22 protein-coding genes are annotated in these 20,621 nt (G+C 34.2%); 7 read left to right on the top strand and 15 right to left on the bottom strand.

The genetic code is table 11. The features are described from left to right. The first annotated feature begins 218 nt into the window (after positions 1-218). On the top strand, positions 219-983 hold the full coding sequence (locus AC1M36_RS09805) for an alpha/beta fold hydrolase (RefSeq protein ID WP_336453568.1): 765 nt from the start codon (positions 219-221) through the stop codon (positions 981-983). A gap of 175 nt (positions 984-1,158) precedes the next feature. Here AC1M36_RS09805 and entFM read toward each other — a convergent pair whose 3' ends face one another. Beyond that, positions 1,159-2,433 carry an enterotoxin EntFM gene (entFM, locus tag AC1M36_RS09810; protein ID WP_479845801.1) on the bottom strand — a complete coding sequence of 425 codons (1,275 nt, stop codon included), beginning with the start codon at positions 2,431-2,433 and terminating at the stop codon, positions 1,159-1,161. Between the two features lie 520 nt (positions 2,434-2,953). After that, a complete protein-coding gene (locus tag AC1M36_RS09815) occupies positions 2,954-3,736 on the bottom strand; it encodes a TrmB family transcriptional regulator (protein ID WP_336453570.1) in 783 nt (260 codons plus the stop codon). Positions 3,737-3,920: 184 nt separating this feature from the next. Between AC1M36_RS09815 and AC1M36_RS09820 the strand changes: the two genes are divergently transcribed. Continuing rightward, the gene (locus tag AC1M36_RS09820) at positions 3,921-4,691 is read left to right on the top strand and encodes a sulfite exporter TauE/SafE family protein (RefSeq protein WP_336453571.1); all 771 of its coding nucleotides are present in this window, start codon (positions 3,921-3,923) and stop codon (positions 4,689-4,691) included. Positions 4,692-4,778: 87 nt separating this feature from the next. Next, the gene (locus AC1M36_RS09825; RefSeq protein ID WP_336453572.1) at positions 4,779-4,961 is read left to right on the top strand and encodes a hypothetical protein; all 183 of its coding nucleotides are present in this window, start codon (positions 4,779-4,781) and stop codon (positions 4,959-4,961) included. A gap of 60 nt (positions 4,962-5,021) precedes the next feature. Here AC1M36_RS09825 and AC1M36_RS09830 read toward each other — a convergent pair whose 3' ends face one another. Both AC1M36_RS09830 and AC1M36_RS09835 read right to left on the bottom strand, forming a co-directional pair. Continuing rightward, on the bottom strand, positions 5,022-5,621 hold the full coding sequence (locus AC1M36_RS09830) for a nitroreductase family protein (RefSeq protein WP_336453573.1): 600 nt from the start codon (positions 5,619-5,621) through the stop codon (positions 5,022-5,024). A gap of 236 nt (positions 5,622-5,857) precedes the next feature. After that, positions 5,858-6,841, bottom strand: a complete 984-nt coding sequence (locus tag AC1M36_RS09835; RefSeq protein ID WP_479845802.1) for a D-alanyl-D-alanine carboxypeptidase family protein — start codon at positions 6,839-6,841, stop codon at positions 5,858-5,860. A 230-nt stretch (positions 6,842-7,071) separates the two neighbouring features. On the opposite strand from AC1M36_RS09835, the gene AC1M36_RS09840 reads away from it, so the two are divergent. Further along, positions 7,072-8,073, top strand: a complete 1,002-nt coding sequence (locus AC1M36_RS09840) for a S66 family peptidase (RefSeq protein WP_336453575.1) — start codon at positions 7,072-7,074, stop codon at positions 8,071-8,073. Between the two features lie 318 nt (positions 8,074-8,391). On the opposite strand, the gene AC1M36_RS09845 is transcribed toward AC1M36_RS09840, so the two are convergent. From AC1M36_RS09845 to AC1M36_RS09870, 6 genes are all read right to left on the bottom strand, one after another. Beyond that, the gene (locus AC1M36_RS09845) at positions 8,392-8,841 is read right to left on the bottom strand and encodes a DUF6376 family protein (protein WP_336453576.1); all 450 of its coding nucleotides are present in this window, start codon (positions 8,839-8,841) and stop codon (positions 8,392-8,394) included. Between the two features lie 235 nt (positions 8,842-9,076). Further along, positions 9,077-9,298 (bottom strand): hypothetical protein, encoded by a 222-nt coding sequence (locus tag AC1M36_RS09850; protein ID WP_336453577.1) that lies wholly within the window; start codon positions 9,296-9,298, stop codon positions 9,077-9,079. 363 nt (positions 9,299-9,661) lie between these two features. Beyond that, the gene (gene cydC / locus AC1M36_RS09855; protein ID WP_336453578.1) at positions 9,662-11,386 is read right to left on the bottom strand and encodes a thiol reductant ABC exporter subunit CydC; all 1,725 of its coding nucleotides are present in this window, start codon (positions 11,384-11,386) and stop codon (positions 9,662-9,664) included. Next, the gene (gene cydD, locus AC1M36_RS09860; protein WP_479845803.1) at positions 11,383-13,104 is read right to left on the bottom strand and encodes a thiol reductant ABC exporter subunit CydD; all 1,722 of its coding nucleotides are present in this window, start codon (positions 13,102-13,104) and stop codon (positions 11,383-11,385) included. The genes cydC and cydD overlap by 4 nt, the downstream gene beginning before the upstream one ends. Further along, positions 13,104-14,120 (bottom strand): cytochrome d ubiquinol oxidase subunit II, encoded by a 1,017-nt coding sequence (gene cydB, locus AC1M36_RS09865; protein ID WP_336453580.1) that lies wholly within the window; start codon positions 14,118-14,120, stop codon positions 13,104-13,106. The genes cydD and cydB overlap by 1 nt, the downstream gene beginning before the upstream one ends. Further along, entirely contained in the window at positions 14,107-15,510 is a 1,404-nt protein-coding gene (locus AC1M36_RS09870; RefSeq protein WP_479845804.1) for a cytochrome ubiquinol oxidase subunit I, read from the bottom strand. The genes cydB and AC1M36_RS09870 overlap by 14 nt, the downstream gene beginning before the upstream one ends. A 956-nt stretch (positions 15,511-16,466) precedes the next feature. Here AC1M36_RS09870 and AC1M36_RS09875 point away from each other — a divergent pair. After that, a complete protein-coding gene (locus AC1M36_RS09875; protein WP_336453582.1) occupies positions 16,467-17,090 on the top strand; it encodes a histidine phosphatase family protein in 624 nt (207 codons plus the stop codon). A 374-nt stretch (positions 17,091-17,464) separates the two neighbouring features. Then, positions 17,465-17,680, top strand: coding sequence for an ATP-binding protein (locus AC1M36_RS09880; RefSeq protein ID WP_336453583.1), 216 nt, complete (start codon positions 17,465-17,467; stop codon positions 17,678-17,680). A gap of 378 nt (positions 17,681-18,058) precedes the next feature. Here AC1M36_RS09880 and AC1M36_RS09885 read toward each other — a convergent pair whose 3' ends face one another. The 5 genes from AC1M36_RS09885 to AC1M36_RS09905 form a co-directional block, all read right to left on the bottom strand. After that, positions 18,059-18,820, bottom strand: coding sequence for a TerC family protein (locus AC1M36_RS09885; protein WP_336453584.1), 762 nt, complete (start codon positions 18,818-18,820; stop codon positions 18,059-18,061). Between the two features lie 28 nt (positions 18,821-18,848). After that, the gene (locus tag AC1M36_RS09890; RefSeq protein WP_336453585.1) at positions 18,849-19,049 is read right to left on the bottom strand and encodes a CNNM domain-containing protein; all 201 of its coding nucleotides are present in this window, start codon (positions 19,047-19,049) and stop codon (positions 18,849-18,851) included. Positions 19,050-19,222: 173 nt separating this feature from the next. After that, a complete protein-coding gene (locus tag AC1M36_RS09895; protein ID WP_336453586.1) occupies positions 19,223-19,453 on the bottom strand; it encodes a hypothetical protein in 231 nt (76 codons plus the stop codon). A gap of 60 nt (positions 19,454-19,513) precedes the next feature. After that, positions 19,514-19,876, bottom strand: a complete 363-nt coding sequence (locus tag AC1M36_RS09900) for a hypothetical protein (protein WP_479845805.1) — start codon at positions 19,874-19,876, stop codon at positions 19,514-19,516. Between the two features lie 63 nt (positions 19,877-19,939). Next, the gene (locus tag AC1M36_RS09905) at positions 19,940-20,158 is read right to left on the bottom strand and encodes a hypothetical protein (RefSeq protein WP_336453588.1); all 219 of its coding nucleotides are present in this window, start codon (positions 20,156-20,158) and stop codon (positions 19,940-19,942) included. 234 nt (positions 20,159-20,392) lie between these two features. Between AC1M36_RS09905 and AC1M36_RS09910 the strand changes: the two genes are divergently transcribed. Continuing rightward, entirely contained in the window at positions 20,393-20,599 is a 207-nt protein-coding gene (locus AC1M36_RS09910; RefSeq protein ID WP_479845806.1) for a hypothetical protein, read from the top strand. The last annotated feature ends 22 nt before the right edge of the window (positions 20,600-20,621 follow it).

Consider the following 20,621-nt stretch of genomic DNA (forward strand, 5'->3'; position numbering starts at 1 on the left):
CTTATTTGGTAATAAAACACATCAAATCTCATCTTTACAACAGGCATAATTATCTGATATTATTACCTGGTACTTATACAAATGAGCATTCTTACGTTTCAAAAAAAGGAATCATACAATAATGATTCAAATATATATAAACTGTATTTTTACAACCTACTATTGTAGGAATATCACATAAACCTTACTAATCTTCATTGATTGAGAGGAGTATCCCTTTGCAAACAAACAAGAATCCCGAAAAAAAAACCATTATATTCATTCATGGATTAGTTGGAAATCGTCGTGCCTTTAAAAAGGAATATAAACGTTTTTCTTCTTCCTACAATATAATAACGTATGACTTGCTAGGACATGGTGAAGACAAAGGACAAGCAATCGAATTTTCTTTAGACCGATTAGTACAACAGCTATCTGACCTTTATGAAAAAGAAGGAATTGAACAAGCTCATCTTTGCGCCTTAAGTTATGGTTGCTATATTGCTACTATATTTGCACACAAATACCCTGAAAAAGTATTAAGCCTTTGCCATATTGGTGGGCATTATAATAATCCATCCCTTTTATATAATGTCTTTCGAAAATTTTGGGATAAAAGAGAACATGACTATTCTACTTGGCTATATCAATATGCAAATACAATTTTCCCAAGTGGAATATTAAAAGCAAATCCATTTGCAGTCATCTCAAAAAACATTTATTATCGCTTTGGGTTACAACTACACTCGTCCATTATTGTTGAATCGCTCAAGCACCGTTTAGAATTCGATTTAAAATCTCGTTTAAAAGAGCTGTCGCAGCCTATTCTATGGGTAATGGGAGAACATGATCACCTCTACAAATCTTGTCTATTCGACTTAAAATCTATTCTACCGAACGTGTTATACAGGGAAATCCCGCTAGCTGGGCATGCCGCAAATTTATTTCGCCCTAGTTATTTCCATGATTTATATTCTCGCTTTTTACACGGAGATTTAAAATAGAAAAATATATATTCGTACAAAATGAAAAAAAGAGAAACATGTATTTATAAAAGTGTTTCCCTCCTTTTCATTTCTATCATTTATTTATGTAAAAAAAACAAAACTAAAGATAAGAAAAGCTTTCTAGTTTCCTAGAAAGCTTTTCCTTATAATATTGAAGAATTAAATTCTCTTATTATGCTTTTGTATAACCAGCTAGGTGTTTACTCCAGTAAGAACTATTTACTGATTGAATTCTTACACCAGTTTTTTCAGTTTCTGCACTGATGAACTGACCATTTCCTAAATAAATTCCCATATGAGTCATACCGCCAGAACCAGTAGTATTGCTAAAGTATACTAAATCGCCTGGTTGTGGATTGCTTGTTTTTGTCTTAGAGCTCCAGTAGCCAGCAACAGTTTGACGTCCACCAGAATGACCTGCTTGTTTTAATACGTAGTAAACGAAACCACTACAGTCAAAGCCAGCAGGTGTTGTACCTGCCCATTTATATGGTGAACCATTTAGTGATTGTGCAATAGACACAATTGATGATCCATTAGCAGATGGTGTTGTTGGTTTTTCTGTTTGTGTATTTCCTTGTTCACCGCCAGTAGTTGGACGAGAAGGCGTAGTTACGTTATTTGTTCCGCCTTTTACAAATTTCACATAGTCTGCACTTACATAACCTGTTCTACCGTTATGGTTAATTTTATACCAGTTATTTTCCACACCAGAAACTTGTAGTGTTTGACCATTTGTTACGCCACCAATTACAGCGTTATATGTAGCTGGACCTGTACGCACTTTTAAAGCACCTGTGTTAACCACATATGATCCACCAGTTTGAAGTGTAACATTATTGTTTGTAGCTGGTTTCTCTGTTTGGTTAGATACAGCTGTTCCGCCTTTTGTTACGAAGTCTTTGCTTATGTATCCAGTTCCACCATTATGGTTAATTTTAAACCAATCTTGTACTTCACCTACAACTTGTACTGTTTGACCTTTGTTTACAGAACCTAAAACAGTATGAGACGCGCTAGGACCTGTACGTACGTTAAGTGAAGAAACGTTAACTGTATAATTACCTGTTCCTTGTTGAACAGAAGTTTCTTTCTTTCCACCAGTAGTTACGAAGTCTCCACTTACATAACCTGTTTGACCATTTACATTTACTTTAAACCAACCGTTTTCTTGGCCAGTTACTTGTAGCACTTGACCTTCTTTTACTTTAGAAATAATGTTATGGTCTGTGCCAGCACCTGAACGAACATTCAGTACATCAGCTGTTACTGTGTATTTCAGTTCAGAATTTGTTTCTACTGCTTTTGTTTCAGTTGTTTGTGTTTGTGTTTGTCCATTAATTTCTTTTAGTGCATCAGATGAAACTTGTGCATGTGCAGAATCCATTCCAGGAACTGCTACGCCAGCTACAGATGCTGCTGCTAAACCTGCTAGTACTTTTTTCATAAGTTGTATAAACTCCCTTTCCCTACTACCCTCTTAAAAAATGAGATTAATATTTCATATAAATATTAGAAATAACATCCATATTAAATTCCATTTTTATACAAGGGCTTTCTTTTTCACACGTCGTTTATTTTAAATTATCAATGTGACTTCTGTGTGAACTTCATGTGAACTTCAACTTCAAATATAGCCTATTTTTAATAGAAGCTATACTTCCTCTATTAAAAAACGAATCGAAGTCCCCAGTATAATCCATTCTTCACCTATGACACAAATAAAAACGTAGTACCTTAGTAAACACTGAATCTTACTACTGGTTTTACATAATCGTTCTTTTCATGAGTCACCTTTCTATCATGACAAAAATTTAGACATTTATCAACTATATAGTATTCTAAAAAATTATATCTTACTCACTATTGACTAAAAGTAACACTTTTTCTCAAATGAAGTAGCACTAAAAATGTTAAGTAAAAAGGAATCATCTATAAGATGATTCCACACTAATTAAAATCTTATCTTATATAGAAAAGAATTTATCCCGTTCTGGAGCAATCCAAGAGTCCATATTTTGATCACTATTCCTTACTAAACGATTCACTAGTATATCATGCCATATATAATTTTCTAGCAAATATACATGGACTGGATCATCTGTATAAAAAGCATTTCCTTTTTGTTCTATTGAATGACCATATACCATTTCTTTCCCATCAATTGATAAAATAAACCATTTATGGCTCCCAATATTATCAACGTAACTTGTTTTCCTATGAATTTCTAATCCTTGCAACGGATCTTCAACATGAAAAACAATACCTTTTAAGCTACATTCTCTTTCTTTTTCTTTTAAATCTCCTAACAACTTTTCATACATAGTATCCCAAATTGACAAAACAACCTTTTTTTGCGCTCTTCGAATTAATATTCTACAAAAAGCTAGTATATTTTCTTCACCTTTCAAAGTAGTCACTCTCGGATCCACCTCAGGATCTTTCTTTTCAAATTGTTTTAATTCTTTCTCCACATATGTATAAGTCTCTTCCCATTTTTCTTTTACAGTTTCTAAAAACACATCTACAGGTAAAGGAGAATATTGCACAGCTTCATTTATTTCTTCCTTCATTACAATGCCTTTTTGTTCAAGGGCATTTAATATTTCATATATACGTGCACGAGGCACTCCAGAATTTTTACTAACTTGATAAGCACTAGAAGTTCCTTGTTGCACTAATGAAACATATGCCTTTGTTTCATATTGGTTTAAACCAAGCATTTGAATTTTTTGTAGTAAATCATCCATTGTATGCCTCCTATGTGTTCAATTTTTTCTACACATTTACAGTAGTTATTACTTTAATAGTAACCATAAAAATAATCTTAGTAAACATTACGAATAAATTATTTAAATATTCATTTACATATAGTATTTTAATAGGTACTATTTTAGTAGTGACTAAAAATTCATTATAATGGGGGAAATACATATGGAGGACATCAATCTTTATACCATGCTTTTTTTAATTGTTGCAGGTTTTTTAGCTGCATTTATCGATTCTGTAGTAGGGGGCGGTGGTTTAATTTCTATACCTGCTTTGCTATTCACCGGGCTCCCACCATCAACGGCCATTGCAACAAATAAACTGGCAAGTTCAATGGGAGCACTTATGAGTACTATTTCCTTTATTCGTTCTGGAAATGTGAACTTCAAATTAGTCTCTAAGTTATTCCCTTTTACTTTTATTGGATCTATACTCGGTGCCTTTGTCATCAAACATATTTCATCCGAAATATTAAAACCGTTAGTACTTATACTATTAATAGCTGTTGCTATTTACACGATTATGAAAAAAGATTGGGGAAAAGATGCAAGTTATAGCGGAATGACTATTAAAAAAGGAATTTTCTTCTCTTCTGTTATTTTTATCATTGGATTTTATGATGGTTTTTTTGGTGCTGGGACAGGATCATTTTTATTATTTACATTCTTAATCATCGGCTTTGATTTCCTTCAATCCGCAGGTAATGCAAAAGTTTTAAATTTTGCTAGTAACATCGCTGCACTTATGATTTTTCTTTATTTAGATGTCGTTAACTTTGCATACGGTCTTCCAATGGGACTTGCGATGATTCTTGGGGCTTTTGTTGGATCCAATTTCGCAATCAGAAAAGGGGTATCTTATGTACGGGTATTATTTATCATTGTAACGTTATTTCTTATTGGGAAAAATATTGCAGATTATTTAGGGATTGTCTAAACAAAGACTAGGTAATATGGTATTTGTAGCATTTAATTGATAAAATAATCTTTATACACCGGAATATCAGGAGGCTTATTATTACTAATGGAGCAAATTATCAATAGTAGTCCAAAACATTATAATGAATTTCATTATGCACTCGTATACTTACTTTCCTTATTGACATTCAAAAGAGTAGCAACCATTGAAATAAAAAAGAATGAATTACAAATGGCTATAAAACAACAAAGAGATGAATTAGCAAAAGAAGACCCTTATAAATTATAAAAATATTCTATAACAGGCATAAAAAAGGATTATCAATTTTTGATAATCCTTTTTTATACTTTATTTATAAACTTTCACTCGAGTTTCTAACGGCTGGAACTCTTTTTCCCCTGCCGGTGCAACTGGTTTACCAAACGGCATTTGAGCAATCAATTTCCAAGTTTCTGGAATATCCCATTCTTTTCTTACCTTATCATCAATTAAAGGATTATAATGTTGCAGCGTTGCCCCAAATCCTTCAATTTCTAACGCTGTCCAAATCGCGAATTGTAGCATTCCTGATGATTGCTGAGACCAAGTCGGGAAATTGTCTTTATATAACGCAAACTTTTCTTGAAGATCTTCTACTACTTTACTATCTTCAAAGTATAAAACTGTTCCATAGCCACTTCTAAATGCGTTCATTTTTTCTTCAGTTGGTGCAAAATGATTTTCCGGGACAATTTTTCGTAATGTTTCTTTTGTAATATCCCACAGTTTGTCATGTTGTTCACCTAATAAAACAATAACCCTTGCACTCTGAGAATTAAAAGATGAAGGTGTATACTTTACAGCATGATTTACTACTTCTTGAATTTTCTCATCAGAAACAACTTGCTCTTTACTAATTGCATAAATGGATCTTCTGTCTTCAATCGCTGAATAAAAATCTTTTGCCATACTAATTCCCTCCAATTTTTTATTTGAGGCTTACTAATATGTATTATGCTATATCTCGCCTCTAACTTATTAATAATAAGTTTATAACTTTATTATATTTACACAGAAAAACAATTTCAACCAATAACACTCATACTTTCCAGTTTTTGTTTTTGATACTTTTTATATTCCCTTAAAATAAAAAAACAGCTTATCTTCCACTCAATTCGAGTTTTAAATAAGCTGTCTTCCTTCACCTACTTAGTAATTTCAAAGCCATAGGACATCAATTTATGTGTTTCTGTAAAACGTTTCATTTTACTCTTTGTACCCATAACAACTGTTACGATTCGTTTATCACCTTGTTTTGCAGTCCCTGTAAAACAATAACCCGCACTATCAGTAAAGCCTGTTTTCAGTCCATCCATTCCTTCTATGAATAATCCTTGGTTAGCGGGATTTAACATTTCATTTGTACTTGTAACAGTCGTGCCTTTAAATGCTAACTGACTTTGACGTAAGTGTGTAACATCTAATATCTCTGGGTAATCTTTGACAAGATGATATGCTAATTTTGCTACATCAGCTACAGTCATCTTTGTTTCACTTCCATCAACTTCTTGCAACCCAGAGGCATTCGCAAACTTAGTCGCTTCTGACAACTCCAGTTGTTTCGCTGTTTGATTCATAAGCCCTGCAAAATCTGGCTCTGTCTTTGCTATATGCTCCGCTAAAGCAACCGCAGAATTATTAGCAGATTGAATCATTAACGCATGGAATAAATCTTTAACTGTTAATACATCTCCTATTTGCACCGGAATTCTAGCGCCTTCCGCTTGTGCCGATTTAGCACTTATTTTCACTTGATCTTCCCAATGAATCTTTCCTTTATGTATATTTTCTAAAAGAATATATGCTGTCATCATTTTTGACATACTCGCTGGGGCAAGCACATCTTCTTCATGATTTTTATACAATACTTGTCCATCACTCGCATCCATAATCATCGCGGCTTTTGCTTCAATCACTGGTATATACTTTTGCGGGATTACTTTTTCAGATAATCCTGTTTTTGGTAACTCTGCTACTTGTAGAGGCGGACCACCTATTGTCATTTTTTCTTTTGCTTTGGAAACATTTGGCTCATTCTTTTCTAAGATACTCCCCTGGAAAAAGAACCAACATGTACCCAAAATAATAGCACAGAGTATTGTTATGCTTCCCCACCCTAACCTTTTCATCACTAAATCTCCTTTTACTCTACCTATTTATAATTTCAAATTTAACCATAACAACAATGACTTTAAATCGTCAAGGTCAAACAGGAAAGAATCCAAGATAACTATTTTCTCAAGATTATTTGTTAAGTATATGTTATACTAAAATGCAATATTGAATAATAAAAATTTTCTAATATTATATTTTGAAGTTACTTAAAAGCTCCCCATCTTTACAAGAAAGGATCAATACAATGATACTACTTAATCCCTTAAAAAAAGGAGATACTATTGGTATTTACTCTCCTTCTTCACCCGTAACATATACATCGCCCAAAAGATTTAGTCGGGCTAAAAAATATTTACAAGATAAAGGATTCCGCATATTAGAAGGCCATCTTACAGGCAAGCAGGATTTTTATCGTTCAGGAAGCATTCAAGAACGTGCTGAAGAATTAAACGCACTAATTAAACATCCTGATGTTACATGCATCATGTCAACAATTGGCGGGATGAATTCAAACTCTCTTTTACCTTATATTGATTATGAAGCATTTAAAGAAAACCCGAAAATTATGGTTGGGTACTCAGACACTACAGCTTTGCTACTTGGAATCTATGCAAAAACAGGCATTACTACATTTTATGGACCAGCACTTGTTCCCTCTTTTGGTGAATTTGAACCTTTTGTAGACTTTACTTATACATACTTTAAAGAAGCTTTAATGGATAATCAAGACGTCCCTTATAAGCTAGATATACCTTTATTTTGGACAGATGAATTTATAAACTGGGAAGAAAAAACAAAGGAGAAAGAACTAAGAAAAAACGAGTGGATTTGTGTAAATAGTGGAAAAACAACGGGAAGACTAATGGGCGGAAACTTAAATACACTACAAGGTATATGGGGTAGCCCATTTATGCCTGATATTAAAGAAGGAGATATTCTCTTTATTGAAGATAGCTCCAAAGACGCCGCTACCATTGAAAGAAGTTTCTCATTGCTTAAAATTAACGGCGTATTTGATAAAATTTCAGGAATCATTCTTGGCAAACATGAGCAATTCAACGATTGCAGTACAAATCGAAAACCACATGAAATATTACTAGAAGTGCTAAAGGATCATAAATTGCCATTTCTTGCAGACTTTGATTGTTGCCATACACATCCGATGATTACTATGCCAATTGGTGCTCAAGTTGAGATGGATGCAACAAATAAAAGAGTAAGTATCATTGAACAATGGAAAAAATAAATATGAAGTTTAACGATTCTTTGAATATCTTTATTTTAAATTACTTACAAATTTAACAAAAAAACAACTCTTTATTAGGAATTAATGCTGGGCTAAATATTTTTTGCATTAAAACAAGCATCTATATTAGCGTCACTAAGTTACCTCATCATTTCAATGTTCGGTTGGTATTTCCTAGATGAAATCATTATAAAGGAAAAAGTAATCGGTAACATTATCATTGAAATTAGAGTTGTTGTTTTCCATACAATAAGAAAATACATCCTTATTATATAGAAAAAAGTCCGTTATTTATAACGGACTTTTTTCATATCCTCCCTACTGCCCTAAATTTTGCACTTTATCTTTTAAATCTTGAACTTGTTGCACTGTCTGCATAAGCTCTGAGTTTTTGAATTGTTCTACATCCATTTTCCCTTCTTCTATCTTTTTCATCGTTGTATCAATTAACGCATTTAACTTTTCATTATATCCAACAATTTGCTGATGAATGTCCTTTGCTACATCTGGAGGTGTCAATTCATTAAAAGCTGGAATATCCTTTTGAATTTCTCCGAGTTTAGTTTCTAACTCTTTTCGGGCTGCACTATCATTGATTGCCTTTTCTACTAATCCCGGCGCTTCATTTGCAAACGCACTTACTTCATTCACATAGTCTGTAGCCTTTTGAGCATAATCAATTGAATTCTTACCTTCTTCAATTACAGTACATCCCATTAAACCAATTGTAATTAAAAACACAAGTAAGATTGTCTTTTTTAATTTCATATTTTACCTCCTAAATGAATACGAATCCATTGTTTCTTCTATACATTTATAAACACTTATTCCTTTCGTTATACTTTCATTCAAAATACTAGCTATTTAATACCTCAACTTATATATTCTAGCAAAACTTTTCATTTTCCTTTTCATAATCAATTTTGAAAAGCATACGGATTTTTCATGAAAAAAAGACATACTCAAGCATCACTTAAGTATGTCAAGTTCTTTATCCTGCCGCTTACTTTCTTACATATCCTATAACAGTGACAAGTTCTGATTCTATATGAACACTGATAATTTCCTCAATAACATTTGTGTATCCTTCCCCTATAGCCGCTCCATATTGTAAAGAAATTTCTTTTCTCTTATAAACTGACTGAGGTATAGTCAAAATAAATTTCCTAAGATTTCTTTCATCTACAGGTTCCATAAGTAAAATTATCCCATCTTCCTCAAACATACAATCATCCTTTCACTTACATTCCTACTACGGCTCAGTATTGCCTTTATCTGCTAGATTCTAAACCCACTTATAAATCGTTCGATACTCTCCATTCGATAAAACATTCATATCCCATAGTCATACGAACCGCTCTTTTAAAATCTCCAAAATAAAGTGAAACTTTAATCAGTGGGGTTTTCCTCATCCCCCACTGATTATCAGCCCTCACCAATCGGGCCTTTACGGGCAGTTTATCTCCCACCTAACTTCTTTGCTCCCCCCGAATTTTGAGGTGGGAGTATTACTGCCCTAAAGTAGCAGCGGGATAAAAAAGCACAAACCTTAAACTATCAAGAATTCGTGCTTTTCATAATGATGTTCTTATATTCCTTTATCCATCTCATAGAGTCTACGATATTTCTCATTCTCTACAAGAAGTTGTTCATGACTACCTTGTATCGTGATGTGACCATCTTCAAGAAAAATAATTTCATCCACATGCTCAATCCCTACAAGATGATGTGTTACCCAAATTACAGTTTTATCTTTCGTTGCTGTAAACATCGTTTCTAATAAAGCTGATTCCGTTTTAGGATCCAAGCCAATAGTTGGTTCATCCAGTATAATAATGGGTGCTTCTTGTATAAGAGTTCTTGCAAAAGCAATTCTTTGCCTTTCTCCTCCAGAAAATCTCTTCCCCATCTCATGCATTTTCGTTTGTAATCCATCCGGAAGAGACTGAACATGAGAAGCGATTTGTGCTTGTTCTAAAGCTTTCCAAATATCTTGATCAACAGCTTCAGGTCTTCCGATACGCACGTTATTCCCAATTGTCGTGTCAAACAAATGTGGTTTTTGATTTAACACAGAAATATATTTTGATAACAGGTTCGTATGTGCTGATTTTCCATTTAGTAAAACTTGGCCATTTATCGGACTCAGAGCGCCAGTTAACAATTTTAATAAAGTAGATTTCCCTGTCCCGCTTCTCCCTAAAATAGCAATCTTTTTTCCTGTCTTTATTTTTAGCGATATATCTTTTAATACTAACTCGTTACTTTCTAAATAACTATATGACACATTGTGCAATTCAATCTCAACATCTTTTGGCACAACCTCGTTTTTATCTTGACCCTTCTCTTGTTCATCTTGTGGAGCCATATCATTTTCCACACCATTAAGCCGATGTGCAGACTCTATATAAGATGGAATTCGATCAATTGCATCTGAGACAGGGATAAGCGCATTTGTTATTGATAGTGTCATTAATATAAATGCCGCAATTACTGTTGGTGCAATTTGCCCACTTTCCGCTTGATTTCCAGTCCAAATGATCATGGAAATGACAACAATTCCTACTATTAAATGAATGATCCCATCTCGAATATGATGCCAACATTTTATCTTCTTTTCAATCTTTACTAACTGGGCATTTTGCTTTGTATATTCTCTTACAAACTCAGCTGTTCTGCCGCTTGCTTGCCAATCAGCTAATCCAAATATAGCATCTGTCAATTGTTGATATAAACGATTCCTACCTCGCTTCAATATAACATGATGTTGTTTCATCATAAATAGCGATACGAATGGAAGGAGAAAGACAATAACAGCTAACATGCTTCCTGCTATAAGTGCAAACATCCAATCAAATGTACCAAGGACAGCAACAAATATACTATATATAGCTAACGCTAATATACTAGGAAATATTGTACGCAAATATAGATTTTGTAGATGCTCGATATCTTCAGATAATACACCTAATACATCACCCGTTTGAAAGCGAGACCTTAAAAATAAAGCTTGCGGTTCTACTATTCTATACAACTTTGTGCGCATTTTTTCTAATATACGGAGAACCACATCATGTCCAACTAAGCGCTCTACGTAATGAAAGACCGCTTGCCCGATACTAAACGCTCGCGTTGCCACAATCGGAACATATACAGCCATTATATTTTCTGGTCGAAGAGAAGATTTAGAAATTAAATAGCCTGAAATGAAAAGTAGCATTGCTCCTGAACTCACCCCAAGAAGGCCGAGGATAAGAGTCAGAGTCATTCTCCCTTTATTGTGCTTTATATAAGGCCCAATCCAGTTATTCATTTCGTTCCTCTCCCTTCAGTATGAAATTGGAATGATTTTTTCGCAAAAAGCTCTTCATATGTTCCTTTTTCTATAATCTTACCTTTTTCTAAAACAAGAATATGATCCATTTGTTTCATCCAATGAAGACGATGAGTTGCAAGAAAGACAAGCTTCCCCTTAAATACACGTAACATCGCTTGCTTTATCTCAAATTCAGTTTCAATATCAAGGTGAGCTGTCGGTTCATCTAATAAAATGATCGGCTTTTTGCTTAAAAGAGCACGAGCCATTGCAATACGCTGTTCTTGTCCTCCACTTAGCATACGACCGCCTTCTCCAATCTTTTCATGCATTCCATTTGGAAGCGAATCAACAAGTGAACGAAGACCAACCTCATCTATTACTCTTTCTACTTCTTCGTTCATTGTATTTGGCTCATAAAAACATAAGTTATCTCTTAATGAGATTGGAAAAATATATGGTTGTTGCGGAATGTAAGCAATATTTTGGATCCACGCTTCACGCGTACTTGTATTTATTATATTTCCATCCATAATTACACTTCCATGTGACGGCTGAAGAAACCCTGCTAACACATCGATGAATGTCGATTTCCCTGCTCCACTTTCTCCAATCATGCCAATCATTCCATTACCTTTCCATGAAAAGCAAATATCTTCTAGTATCGCTTTTCCTGTTTCATCATTACAAATATTTATATCTTTTAATTCCATACTACTAGATGCATCCCACATCATTTTTACACTATTTATATGAGCTGACACATCTTTTTGTTGCTCTAAAATCTCTTCCATTTGCTCCATCGCAATTTGCCCATCTAATGTCGCATGATAATTGGCCCCAACTTGGCGAATTGGTAAAAAATATTCTGGAGCTAAAATTAAAATTGTAAGAGCTGGCAACAACAGAATCGTTCCATCTATTAGACGAATTCCAAGACCTACTGCTACAAAAGCAATTGATAAACTTGTAAAGAAATCGAGTGCAAAAGAAGAAAGAAAAGCAACTCGCAAAGTACGAATCGTTGCTTTTCTATATCTCTTACTTACCTTTTCAATTTTCCCTTCATGTTGCTTGCTTTTCCCTAAATACTTCAATGTTTCTAACCCTTTTAACGTATCAACAAAATGATTTGATAAGACGCGATACGTATCATATTGACTATCAGCCATTTTTTGTGCTGCTAATCCTAAAAGAATCATAAAAACAATGACAATTGGAATTGTTACAACTAAAATAACAGCAGACTCTATATCTAATGTAAAAACATATATAGCAATTAACGCCGGAACAATACTACTTCGAATCATTTTAGGAATTGTAAGTTCAATATATGTTTTAAACTTATCAACCCCTTCTATCGATAAGGTCACCAGATGACCAGTTCCGACTGTTTGAACATACCGTGGACCTAACGTAAAATATGCCTCTATTAATCGTTTTCTCAGCAACAATCCCACTTTTTCAGCAAAACGTTCAACAAGTAGCTGTGATATTCGAATCAATATTTGACGGACAGCAAATGAAATTCCCAAAAATAAAATTTCATTCAGCACCCCCTGTACTTGTTCTCCCTGAAATAAAAATGTAATAGCACGTGCTAAAAATACGGTCTGTACAATAATGCTACAAGCTTCTAAAATACTAATAATACTTAATGCTACATATAAAATACGGCTACCTGGATAAAACGGAAGTCCTCTTTTTCTTTTCATTAGTACTCCAAATCATTGTCTGACTTTACAGGTTGTCTAAACACATAAAAACTCCATATTTGACTTCCGATTACAAATGGCAATATAGCAATCGAAAAATAAGTCATAAGTTTTAATGCGTAAGCTCCTGATGCTGCATTATAAATTGTTAAATCATTCATCGCTCCTAACGTACTAATCATGACACGCGGGAACATGCCAATAAACACACTTGCACTTAGCAAAATGATTGTTAAACTCGTCATAAAGAAAGCTAAGCCGTCTCTTCTTCTTTTATTTAATAATGTTGACGCAAATAATGCTACAAAAGCTCCAATTGGAACCATAATCCACTCTGTGCCATGAGCAGTGAAAATATCGGTTTTCCATAATCCTACACCGGCAAAAATAAGGAGTGCGATTAAGGAAAAAGGTGCAATTTTTATTGCAGCAATACGTGCTCGTTCCCTTAATTTACCAGTTGTACGTATTGTGAGAAATTGTAATCCATGGACGATACATAATAGTAGGAACATCGCTCCTCCAAGTAACGCAAATGGATGCAGTAATTGCAGGAATCCACCTACAACATTTTTAGTTTCATCAATTGGTATACCTACCATAAAGTTTGCGATTGCAATCCCCCAAAGGATAGGTGGTAGCAAACTTCCAATAAATATGCCCCAATCCCATACGCTCTTCCATTTATGATTGTCTACTTTCGCACGAAATTTAAAAGCAGCTCCTCTCGTAATTAAGGCAAGTAACATAAATACAAATGGAATATAGAAGCCGCTAAATAATGTTGCATACCAATGTGGAAATGCCGCAAACATAGCACCACCAGCACAAACAAGCCATACTTCATTCGCATGCCAAAACGGTCCAATTGTATTTAAGTACACTCGTTTTTCAAAATCGTTTTTCCCTAAAAACCTTGAAACTGTTCCTACACCAAAATCGAAACCTTCAAGTACAAAAAATCCAACAAATAAGATTGAGATAATTAAAAACCACAACTCATTAAGAGATAACATACTCTTCCTCCTTATCAAACGGATCATGGCTTTGATAATCCTTTTTCGTTTTCTTATTCGCATGTCCTTTAATAATACGAACGAATAAGTAAACGCAAATTCCACCCATAATTAAATACAGTGATGTAAATGAAATAAGTGAGAATAATACTTCGCCAAATGTTACATTTGGTGATACAGCATCTTCTGTTTTCATAACACCAAAGACAACCCACGGTTGACGACCCATTTCAGTCATAATCCATCCAACTGTATTACCGATGAATGGAAGAGCAATCGCACACACCATTAATTTTAAATACCACGGCTTTTCAGTTAAACGATCTTTTCTTGATAAGAACCATCCGTATGCTCCTAGAAGTAACATAAATGTCCCACTCATTACCATCGCTCTAAAGCTCCAAAACATCGTTTTTACTGGCGGAATATAATCTCCAGGTCCATATTTTTCTTCATATTGCTTTTGAATTTGATTCATTCCTTCTACTTGTCCACTAAATTTATCGTACGACAGTAGACTTAACATATAAGGAATTTGGATTTCAAACGAGTTTGATTTTGTTTCTGAGTTAATATTTGCCACAACAGTAAATGGTGCTGGATCTTCACTTGTATTCCACAATGCTTCTGCTGCTGCCATTTTCATCGGTTGCGATTTAATTAAATGCTGCGCTTGTGCATGACCAAAGAATAATACAAGAGCTGTTGCAATTGTTCCAACAATAATTGAAACTCGGAAAGACTTTTTAAACATCTCAGTTTTTTGTCTTCTTGAAATTTTCCATGCGCTAACACCAGCGATAAAGAATGCTCCTGTTGCCAATGCTGCTGTAATCGTATGTGGGAACTGCACCCATAGTTGCGGATTTTGAATAATTGCCCAGAAATCGTTCATCTGCGCACGTCCATCTGCTGCCATTTCATATCCTACTGGAGCATGCATAAAGGCACTTGCAGTTAAAATCCAAAATGCTGATAACATTGTTCCTAGTGACAAAAGCCAAATACATAAAAGATGGATTCGCTTCGGAAGTTTATCCGCACCAAATACCCATAACCCAAGAAATGTTGATTCTATAAAAAAGGCTAATAGCCCTTCAATTGCAAGTGATGGTCCAAAAACATCACCAACAAAACGTGAATAAGTTGACCAGTTCATACCAAACTGAAATTCTTGTAAAATCCCTGTTACAACACCTACTGCAAAGTTAACAAGGAATAACTGCGCCCAAAACTTCGTCATCTTCTTATAAATCTCTTGTCCCTTTACTACATACAACGTTTGCATTAACGCGATGATAAAAGCTAAACCAATAGACAACGGAACGAAAAAATAATGAAAAATCGTCGTGGATGCAAATTGAATTCGTGCTAATTCGAGCGTATCCATGTCAAAATCACTTCCTTCTTAAATTTTTATATAGATTGAGTCGTAATGTTAGAACTGATAGACATTACGGCTCAATTAATCGGAAATACGAAAAGATAGTATCACCTATGTATTGTCGGAAAATAGAAATTTTCTGTCTTTTTATACATGAAAGAAAAACGCTTTTTTCATGAGATTTACCCTTTTCACTATTTCCACAGTGTTTTGTTCGTTAATCGAATTATATAATATACTTACATAATAAATTCAAATGATTTTTGACGTATTATTGACAGGATTTTGTCTGAAATATGTCTTTTGTAATTTTTTTGAAATAGAAATTTTATATTATAAAAATATGTTTTTTAAACATACAACCTACTTTTCAAACGATAAAAATCAGAAAATCACTTTATACACTTGACTTTCTATTTAAAAAATGTGGTTCTGGTGCAAAAAACACGTATCCATCACAATAAGAAATATAGCAGTAAACACCACTGCACCTAAAAACAAATCCCTAAGGGGTTTTAACATTTGATGAAATACCTTGAAGGTGTACAAAAAAATGAACGTAAGAAATACGGCCTTAAAGGCGCTCGGCGTCACTTCAGATCTCAAAGCGTTAATTATCAACATTTCAAAGACCCTCAACCAATTTGGTTGGGGGTCTTTTTTTCCTTAAAAGGCCTTTTGAAACAGCACACTTTCACGTGAAGTAGGCTTATACACTTCCTAATAGGAGGTTATTACATAATATATAGTATAACGATGATGTCTAAGGTGCTAGACCGGGGAATTACCTCCACAAATCCAGGGTTATTTGGGTTTAGAAAGACTCTTATTACAAAGGTGCCTTTCAAAAGGATATGTTAATGTTGTAAAAATGTTATATTCGATGTCAAAGGAAGGATCGGCGTAAAATCCTTTCATTTTTTGTATATGATGAAAAAAATTTAAAATCGGGGGAGGAATTTATGTTAACGATTTATTTAGTACGTCATGGTGAGACGCAATGGAATACGGAGAATCGCTTACAAGGATGGAAAAACTCTCCGCTTACGGAAAAAGGAATAAGAAATGCTAAATTGTTGGGGAAAAGATTATCGAACATTGAATTTCGTGCCGTTTATTCAAGTCCTAGCGATCGTACCATTCAAACGGCAAAATATATTTGTTCAGGAAGAAACATTCCCATTATAGCGAACGAAAATTTAAAAGAAATAAGTTACGGAGAATGGGAGGGGCAGACAAAGGCAGAGATTGAGAAAAATTTTAAAAAAGAGTATTTCCATTATTGGAACGCTCCTCACCTATACGATCATAGACCACATAAAGGGGAAGCGATCAACGATTTAAAAAAAAGAGTCGAGAATGTTTTAAATAAAATCCTTGCTGAAAATCTCAGTGGTAATGTTCTAATTGTCTCACATGCAGCAACGATTAAAGCTATATTACTCTACACCATGAATATCCCTACTGAAAAAATGTGGGATCCTCCATTCATTTATGGGACAAGTCTTACTGTCTTTCGTTGGGATGGTAAAAGATTCCTATTCGAAATAGTAGGTGATACATCTCATTTTGAAGAGGGTGTTTGATTTTAAGTATAGGTCAAGCACAGGTTGAATTAGATCAAACGGTAAAAGATAACATCAAATTCTCGAACCCTGGTGAAAAGAGGTGAACCGGTAAACGCTAATCTAATTTCTCTCGTGAAGATATATATCCCGCAAATTAATAAAAGAGCGTAAAAAATACGTCCTTAAAGGCGCTCGTCGTGCACCTCAGTTCTCAAATCGTTAATATTATTGGTATATCAACATTTACGGTCCTTTCTCGGATTTCCGAGAAAGGGTTTTTAATTCACAAAATTCCGGTTTAAATACCCTTCCCCAAAAATCCATATAACTTTTAAATACATTTGCTATTTTTTCTTTTACTGTATTTGTCATTGGTTATTGAAGATGAAGGGATGACCATTAGTAGCCCTGGTGGATTTATAGAAGGGATTAATCTTAATAATCTGTTAACCGTTGAGCTGCACGGACGGAATCAAGCTTTAGCAGATGCTCTAAAAAAAATTGGTTTGGCGAAGAGAACTGAGCATGGAATTGATAGGATTTTCGAAGGATTTATTATGTACGGGAGACATGGCCGGATTGTTCAGAGTCTACAAATAGATATGTAAAGTTATTTATTCAACGGGCAAAACTAGGTTTAGCTTTTACTAAAATAATTTCAAATGAAGACAACAGAACAGGAAGATCATTACCTATTTATTCGCTTTTAATATTATCGGCTTTACAAAGTGAGAGCAGACTTGTTATTCATCGAATGGCTGAAATAATTAATATCAATTATAAAACGAGTGACAATTCATTCATTTTATAACTGTAATAAATTTAGAGAAAGAGTGTATACTCCCTTTCTCAGCAATCTGATCACCATTAATGAGGCAGCTTTATTCATCACCTTTATTTTTATATAATTCATAATATTTCGATTTCAACATGTACTCAAGTGATTTGCATACAAGTTATTCTACACTTACCTTACCTTTTAGGATTTATCTGAAAGACTTATTTATTGGTGTAAACCAACCGATTAGGGCGATACCGACTAAAACTCCATAGAAAATCAGAGTCCAAGCTGTACTGTGCGGAAAATGATGATCTAAGATACCAATATCCCTATGGGCAAGGGTAATTACAGCAAGTTTGACACCCACCCATGCAACAATTGCATATGCTGTTGTTTCCAATGCTGGACGTTTTTCAAGAAGCTTTACAAACCAGGTTGCTACAAATTTAATCAAAACAAGGCCAGCAATACCTCCAAGAAGAATAACCAAGAACTGTCCTCCATCCATACCGCCGAAATCTTCTAGCGGTGAATCTGGAAGGCCTAGGGCAAGAGCAACCGCCGCTAGAATTGAATCAATTGCAAAAGCAAGGTCAGCTAGTGCAATCTTCCCAACTGTGGACCAGAAACCTTTACCTGCAGATTCCTTTTCATCGTCCTTATGAATATTCTTATTTTCTTTTCCGAACCGTGCCTGAATGACGTGCTTTAATCCTAGGTAAAGAAGATAAGCCGCTCCTATTGCCTGTATCTCCCAGACATTTGCAATAAACGAAATAGCAAAAAGTACAGCAAATCGAAAAACAAAGGCCGTAATGATTCCGTAATTTATAGCTCTTTTTTTCTGATCTTCGGGTAAATGCTTGGCTATCACTGCTAGTACAAGAGCATTGTCTGCTGATAGCAATCCTTCTAGTCCGATTAGAATTAACAATGCCCAAGCATACTCTAGCCATAATGACTCCATCCACTTCTCTCCTTTCTAAAACTAATAATCATGTAAGGTTAACAATTGAAGAAAGTGATTTATCGAAATTTTCGGGTTTAGTAAGATAAAGAGCTTTATCACTTTCTCTTCTTCCTTCATTAACAAATTTTTTTAACCTTACTTGATTCACACTTGATAAAGCGTTTTCTGCTGAGGCAAAGAATGAGGAAAATAAAAAGAGAAAAATTAAAAGAATGATTGAAAACATCAATATCACCTCCCAAAAATAAATTTTTTATTATAACAGTTTCAAAAATTTAAATAAAATCACAAAAAAAGGGAATATACCCTTTTTGTGAAATCATGCCCACAGACGCCTGGAGCATACATAAGATTTAAAACCTACATTTTTATATCCAGAAATTTGATATAAATCCAAACTCATTTTTGCTTGGATTTGGTTTCAATTATAAACTCAATCATGTCAATTCTTTCACCGGCCGCCACAAAAGAACTACTATTTAATTTATTGGTAAAATGGGCAAGGCCTTCTAGTTTATCGTACTTTACAAATGTGTCAAATCCAGAGATATCTTCTCCACTCATCAATATCTGTTTTACAAGTGTACCTGGAGGGGTTTCTTCCAACAGCCGACAGATTGGGTGAGACAATTTAGTTTCCTCCTTTACTTTCAATTACTTTACTTTATTTCATTCATATAGCCAGGCCTATTATAACTCAGTTTTTGTTTTAAAGTTGAGTTTCGGTTTCGGTATCGGTTTCGGTATCGGTTTCCGTAGCGGTTTCAGTATCACTTTCGGTTTCGGTTTCGGTTTCGGTTTCGGTTCCGGTTTCGCTTTCGGTTTCGCTTTCGGTTTGGTTTCAGCTGCGGATACAAACTCAATTTTGTCAATTTTCTCACATATTACCACAAAAATACCATTAGACTCTTTACTGAAATAAGCAAGGCCTGATAATCTATCAAACTTTACAAATTTTCCAACTCCTGATACTTCTTTTCCATTGATTATTAGTTCTTTTACAAGTGTATATGGTGAGGCTTGTTTCAATAGAAGACGGATAGAATTAGACAATTTGATTTCCTCCTTTGCTTTTAATTATTTTACTTTATTTCATTCATATGACAGTCCTATTTTTTAGTTCTCGATTTCGGGTATAAACTCAATCATGTCAATTTTTTCAGCGATTGCCACAAAAACACTATTAGATTTATTAGTAAAAAAAGCCAAACCCGTTACTCTATCATACTTTACAAATTCCTCAACTCTTGATACATCTTCTCCATTGATCATTAGTTCTTGTATAAGAGTACCTGGAGGGGTTTGTTCCAATAGCAGACAGATTGGATTAGTCAATTTGATTTCCTCCTTACTTTCAATTACTCTACTATATTCCATACCAGCAGCTTTTGCCTGTGCGTTTATTACAGAATAATAAAATATGCGTTAGTTTAATCGGAATGTTGGGAAAATACTTTTTCCATCCCCTATTAATCTCTCATTTTTTACAGACTCTTTCTTTTAATTTATCAATTGTCCAAGCATTGCAGAGATTTTAATCATATATTGATATCTAAAGGGGGTGAAAAAATGTACCAATTAATGCTATTTATTTCCCTGGCAGTCTTTTTCATTCTTGAGCTGACACTTTTAAGAATACTTTTTGCAAATCAAACTAATAAGATCTTTAACATATTATCTGAAGGCCAAGGATTTGTTCCAGATAATATCTATTCAGAGAAATATATGAATCCAAACTCTGTTTTAATTCGAGCATTTAACCCGAAAAAATACTAGTAATTCCGTAAAAGGTTAAACC

This window comes from Bacillus sp. Medicinal_06, assembly GCF_056711665.1.